The 4,759-nt window shown below is 64.2% G+C and carries 5 protein-coding genes and 1 tRNA gene; 2 read left to right on the top strand and 4 right to left on the bottom strand.

Annotated elements, in window-relative coordinates:
- Positions 1-497 (bottom strand): alcohol dehydrogenase catalytic domain-containing protein (locus MUO23_00060; GenBank protein ID MCJ7511343.1); only part of this gene is annotated, 497 nt, incomplete at its 3' end.
- Positions 498-610: 113 nt separating this feature from the next.
- Entirely contained in the window at positions 611-1,693 is a 1,083-nt protein-coding gene (locus MUO23_00055) for an inositol-3-phosphate synthase (protein MCJ7511342.1), read from the bottom strand.
- A 99-nt stretch (positions 1,694-1,792) separates the two neighbouring features.
- Between MUO23_00055 and MUO23_00050 the strand changes: the two genes are divergently transcribed.
- Together MUO23_00050 and MUO23_00045 are read left to right on the top strand one after the other, a co-directional pair.
- On the top strand, positions 1,793-3,073 hold the full coding sequence (locus MUO23_00050; GenBank protein ID MCJ7511341.1) for a HAMP domain-containing histidine kinase: 1,281 nt from the start codon (positions 1,793-1,795) through the stop codon (positions 3,071-3,073).
- A 450-nt stretch (positions 3,074-3,523) separates the two neighbouring features.
- Positions 3,524-3,598 (top strand) — tRNA-Pro (locus MUO23_00045).
- A gap of 68 nt (positions 3,599-3,666) precedes the next feature.
- Here MUO23_00045 and MUO23_00040 read toward each other — a convergent pair.
- Together MUO23_00040 and msrP are read right to left on the bottom strand one after the other, a co-directional pair.
- The gene (locus tag MUO23_00040; GenBank protein ID MCJ7511340.1) at positions 3,667-4,350 is read right to left on the bottom strand and encodes a sulfoxide reductase heme-binding subunit YedZ; all 684 of its coding nucleotides are present in this window, start codon (positions 4,348-4,350) and stop codon (positions 3,667-3,669) included.
- On the bottom strand, positions 4,337-4,759 hold a 423-nt coding region (gene msrP, locus MUO23_00035; GenBank protein MCJ7511339.1), incomplete at its 5' end, for a protein-methionine-sulfoxide reductase catalytic subunit MsrP. The genes MUO23_00040 and msrP, both read right to left, overlap by 14 nt.

Here is a 4,759-nt window from a genome sequence, read left to right as displayed (position 1 = left end):
GCAAGGTCCGCCTTGCGCAGTGACCGCAAGCCAATGATCCCGGCGCATAGCAAAGGCGCGGCCTCAAGATCCGAGATCGATTCCGGGAGACGATAAGCGAAATTCGCCTCAGCCAGCATCGCCTCGGCGAAGCCCCCGTCGACATGGAATCCGGTGAAGGCTGCCTCCGGGCACAAGTTGGATTCGCCCCGACGGCAGGGGTCGCACACCCCGCACACGCGGTGCAGCCATGCCACGCCGGCCCGATCTCCGACGCTCCAACCCGTGACATCCTCGCCGACAACCTCGACCGTGCCGACGATCTGGTGCCCCGGGATCACGGGGTAGTGCGCCCCCGCCAGCTCCCCTTCGGCGAGATGCAAATCGGTGCGGCAGACGCCGCACGCCTGGATCCGCAGCCTGAGCTGGCCTCGGCCGGGTTCAGGAAAGGGCACCTCGACCACTGGCAGAACCAGCGTGTCGACGGGGCCGGGATGTGGGATCGGGACTGCCCGCATGACGATCCTCCCCAGCAACCAGAACCCAACGCGGCCTGGGGGTTGTGCCGAGGACTCCCAGCCAACCACCAGGCCGCGGTAGATCGCCTGAGGATTCGCGACCCTGGTCGCGGCTAGAGCTTGCCGGCGATGTAATCCTCGACCATCTGGCGTGCCAGCTCGTCCCTGAACTGCTTGGGCGGGGCTTTCATGAAGTACGACGACGGCGCCAGGACCGGGCCGGACAGACCTCGGTCGAGGGCGAGCTTGGCACACCGAACCGCATCGATGACCACGCCCGCCGAGTTCGGCGAATCCCAGACCTCCAGCTTGAGCTCGAGGTTGAGGGGCACGTCGCCGAAGCTGATGCCTTCCATGCGGATGTAGGCCCACTTGCGGTCGGTCAGCCACGGCACGTAGTCGCTCGGGCCGACGTGGATCGACTCGGGCGGCAGTTCGTACGGCAGTTGGCTGGTGACGGCATTGGTCTTTGAGATCTTCTTCGATTCGAGCCGGGTTCGCTCAAGCATATTGTAGAAGTCCATGTTGCCGCCGAAGTTCAGCTGGTACGTGCGCTGCATCTGGACCCCGCGGTCAGCGAACAGGTTGGTCAGCACCCGATGAGTGATCGTGGCGCCGACCTGGCTCTTGATGTCATCGCCAATGATCGGAACCCCATGCTCGCGGAAGCGGCCTGCCCAATACTCCGAGCTGGCGATGAACACCGGGATGCAGTTGACGAAAGCGCAGCCCGCCTCGAGCACCTGCTCGACGTACCACTTAGTCGCCATTTCGGATCCGACCGGCAGGTACGAGACCACCACGTCGGTCTTGGTGTCCTTCAGGATTCCGATGATGTCATCCGTCGGGCCTTCCTCTTTCTCGACCACGCCGGAGACATACTGGCCCAAACCATCGTGGGTCATGCCGCGATACACCTTGACACCCAGCTTTGGCACTTCGGAGAACTTGATGGTGTTGTTGGGGTAAGCGAAGATCGCCTCGCTCAGGTCCTTGCCGACCTTGCCTTTGACCACGTCGAAGGCGGAGGTGAATTCGATATCCCGGATGTGGTAGCCACCCAGATTGACGTGCATCAACCCCGGGATCAGGTCGGTGGGCTTGGCTTTGCGGTAGTAGTGGACGCCCTGGACCAGCGACGAGGCGCAGTTGCCCACGCCGATGATCGCCACACGCACTTTCTTCTTGGTTGCCATAGACTCCTCCCGATCGCTGCTTGTGCGATCTCTTGCGCGAATGTTGGCCAGGCGATTGGCCTGTGCTAGAATCTCCTGCCCACGTTCAGGTGGTTGGCAATGCCCGAACCATCCTCACGCCAGGTCCGGCTGGAACGCACCCAGAGGCTGCTCGAAATCAGCCGCACGCTGGCGTCGACACATGACTTGCCGCTCCTCCTCCAGACGATCGTCGATAACGCCGTCGAACTGACCGAGAGCGAAGCGGCTTCGATCTTGCTGTATGAACCATCCAGAGGCGAGCTGCGCTTTGAGGCCGTCCACGGGCCCGTGCGCCAGAAGCTGCTGGAGGTTACCGTCCCCCTCAAGGGCAGCATCGCCGGCTGGATCTTCCATCACGCCCGCCCGATGGTGTTGCACGACGCATCGAATGATCCGCGGGTCTTCCGCGCCGTCGATGAAACCCTGCGCTTCGAGACCCGCTCGCTGCTGGGCGTCCCCCTGCTCATCAAAGAAGAGCCGATCGGGGTGGTTGAAGCCATCAACAAGCGCGAGCAGGCCCATTATACCGAAGATGACCTGTCCATCCTAGAGACCCTGGCTGCCCAGGCAGCCGTGGCAATCGACAATGCCCGCCTGCTCAGCCAGCTGCAGACGGTAAACACCGAACTGACCCGCCTCGACCGGATGAAGTCCGACTTCATCGCCATTGCTTCGCATGAGCTGCGCACCCCCCTCGGGTTGATTCTCGGCCACGCCACCTTCCTCAAGGAAGTGATCCCCCAGGACTACGCCGAGCAGATGGAGGTGATCATTCGCAGCTCGATGCGCCTCAAGACGATCATCGAAGACCTCTCGACGATCGCCCACAAGGACGAGGGGCAGTCTCGCGTGCGGCGTGAGCCGTTCTCGCTGGCCCGCCTGGTCGTGGATGTCGTCAACCGGTTCCTTTCGACGGCCGACGAGAAGAAGATCGAGCTCGGCTACGACATACCGGAAGACGACCCGTTGATGGTCGAGGGGGACCGCGAGAAGATCGACGTCGTCATCACCAACCTTGTGCGCAACGCCCTGACCTTCACCGACCCCGGCGGGCAAATCGGTGTCAAGGCGGAGGGCGAAGGCGGCTATGCCAAGGTCTTTGTCGTCGACACCGGGATCGGCATCCCCACCAGCGAGACCGAACACATCTTTGACCGGTTCTACCAGGTCGAATCGCATCTCACCCGCCGTCATGGCGGCATGGGCCTTGGGCTTTCGATCGCCAAGGCCATGGTCGAACTGCACAATGGCCAGATCTGGTGTGAGAGCAAGGAAGGGACCGGCAGCCTGTTCTGTTTCACCCTGCCCCAGACCTCCCGCGAGGCCTCGGTCGCCTCCAAGGTCTTCATCGACGCCTGACCCCTGCCCCATGGGCTTCCCGCCTGCTGCGCACAGGCCGCGCCCCACCCCCGTAGCGCCGCCGGAGGTGCGAGTCGGCCGCCGCCAATGGCGGGCCCCCGTGTCCCATCGACTGTAGACCCAACCTCTTTCCCGTCAGGCGCCTTACCGAGGGCTGATGGGCAGGCGCGGCTGGTGGTGAAACCCTCTCTTGCCCGGCTGCGGCACACGATTGCCGTGCTTCGCTCCGGCCCAGCAGCGGGCTGGGAATCCAGCCTCAACTGGCATGGGCACCTCTCGGTTGCCCTCAGCGGTCAGCCTGGGACGCCGTCCGGCCGGCAGCCGAACCGGGGGGAAGCGGCTTCACCGCCCGAGGCTGGCGGCCGTCGGGCTCGGGTCCGCCGGGTCAGGATGCTTGTTCAGGCGGCCGGCTCGCGGTACAATGCGCAGGTCATCCGCAAAGGATCGACACGGGGCGTGGCTCAGCCCGGCTAGAGCGCACGGTTCGGGTCCGTGAGGACGGCGGTTCAAATCCGCCCGCCCCGACAGCCAAGAACGACAACCGCGACGGGTCGTGTCACCGATCCGTCGCGGTTGTCGTTCTGCCGTGCCGACTAGCTGGCCAGGCGGCGCCGGAGGCGGCCCCCGAGGCCGGCGGTCAACTGGCGAACGGGGCGGAGCCGGAGCGCCAGCAGCGCCAGCACCAGGGCGCCGTACAGTAGCGGCACCCGGATGTCGGATTTGACCAGCCAGGTGTAGTGCACAATGACCAGCAGCGATGCCAAGTACACCAGTCGATGCAGCCGCGTCCAGCGGCGGCCGAGCCGTCGCATCCAGCCTCGGGTGGAGGTAATTGCCACGGGGACCAGTATCAACCCGGCGGTGAATCCCACCAGAGCATAGCGTTTCTCGAACACCGCCTCCAGCAACCGTTGGGGGTTGAAGCCATAGTCCAGCCCGACGAAGATGGCGAAGTGGAAGGCGACGTATAGGAAGGCATACAGCCCCAGGGCGCGGCGGACTTTGAGCGCTTTGCGGAAGCGGAAGACGGTGTTCAAGGGGGTGCAGGCCAGCGACAACACGAGCAGGACGAGGGCGGTCTTGCCGGTGCGCAGGGTGGCCGCCTGGATCGGATTGACCGTCAGCTGGTTGGTCACGAATCCGTAGACGATGAGCGCCAGCGGGATCCAGGCGCCGACGTGCACCAACAACCGCAGCCAGTTGTCCCTCAGCCAAATTGCCGCCGGTGGCGTGCTGCCGGCCGCGGCGGCCGAGGGTTGTCGCCTAGTAGTTGGCACTCAGATCCATCCCCGAGTACATGCCGCTAACTTCCTCCTCGTAGCCATTGAACATCAGCGTGTCGCGCCGGCTGATTTCGCCGATGCGCCGCTCGGAGGCCTGCGACCAGCGGGGGTGATCGACATCGGGATTGACATTGGCATAGAAACCGTACTCGCTCGGCGCGGCAGCCATCCACAGCGACGTCGGTGGCTCAGCCACCAAATCGATCTTGACGACGCCTTTGATGCTCTTGAAGCCATACTTCCACGGGACGACCAGCCGCAGGGGGGCGCCATTCTGGGAGGGCAGGGATTTTCCATACAGGCCCGTCGCCAGGATCGCCAAATCGTTCATGGCTTCGTCGAGGCGCAGTCCTTCGACATACGGCCACTCGTACCAGCGGCTCTTCTGGCCGGGCATCTGCTC

The organism is Anaerolineales bacterium, assembly GCA_022866145.1.
Lineage (GTDB): Bacteria > Chloroflexota > Anaerolineae > Anaerolineales > E44-bin32 > PFL42.
Note: the sequence above shows the minus strand (reverse complement) of the source record. Positions and strands in the feature narration are given on the sequence as shown.

Bases quoted from the DNA above. Each gene is read 5' to 3' on its own strand.
- MUO23_00055 (MCJ7511342.1), bottom strand. From the start codon at position 1,693: ATGGCAACCAAGAAGAAAGTGCGTGTGGCGATCATCGGCGTGGGCAAC.
- MUO23_00050 (MCJ7511341.1), top strand. From the start codon at position 1,793: ATGCCCGAACCATCCTCACGCCAGGTCCGGCTGGAACGCACCCAGAGG.